Source organism: Bacillus mycoides, assembly GCF_001757995.1.
In the GTDB taxonomy this organism is placed as follows: Bacteria; Bacillota; Bacilli; order Bacillales; family Bacillaceae_G; genus Bacillus_A; species Bacillus_A mycoides_B.
Window position 1 is genome coordinate 1 of record NZ_LXLV01000141.1, and the last position, 577, is coordinate 577.

The 577-nt window shown below is 45.4% G+C and carries 2 tRNA genes and 2 rRNA genes; all 4 read left to right on the plus strand.

What is annotated here, in order from left to right:
* Positions 1-94: ribosomal RNA gene (locus tag BWGOE10_RS29360) — 16S ribosomal RNA — on the plus strand; the annotation flags it as partial.
* A 131-nt stretch (positions 95-225) separates the two neighbouring features.
* Positions 226-302 (plus strand) — tRNA-Ile (locus BWGOE10_RS29365).
* A gap of 10 nt (positions 303-312) precedes the next feature.
* Positions 313-388, plus strand: a tRNA-Ala gene (locus BWGOE10_RS29370).
* A gap of 79 nt (positions 389-467) precedes the next feature.
* A 23S ribosomal RNA gene (locus tag BWGOE10_RS29375) occupies positions 468-577 on the plus strand; the annotation flags it as partial.

Below are 577 nucleotides of genomic sequence, written 5' to 3' on the forward strand. Positions count from 1 at the left end.
TTTATGGAGCCAGCCGCCTAAGGTGGGACAGATGATTGGGGTGAAGTCGTAACAAGGTAGCCGTATCGGAAGGTGCGGCTGGATCACCTCCTTTCTATGGAGAATTGATGAACGCAGTTCATCAATATAAGTTTCCGTGTTTCGTTTTCGTTTAGTTTTGAGAGTTCAATGTAAGTATTGACTCTTAAATAGGAATATGATATAAATAAATTCCGCAATTTGTATGGGCCTATAGCTCAGCTGGTTAGAGCGCACGCCTGATAAGCGTGAGGTCGATGGTTCGAGTCCATTTAGGCCCACCATACATTTTACGGGGCCTTAGCTCAGCTGGGAGAGCGCCTGCCTTGCACGCAGGAGGTCAGCGGTTCGATCCCGCTAGGCTCCACCAAAAAGCTATTTTATATAGCAAATGGTATGTTCTTTGAAAACTAGATAACAGTGTAGCTCATATTTTTTAATTTTAGTTTGGTTAAGTTAGAAAGGGCGCACGGTGGATGCCTTGACACTAGGAGTCGATGAAGGACGGGACTAACGCCGATATGCTTCGGGGAGCTGTAAGTAAGCTTTGATCCGAAGA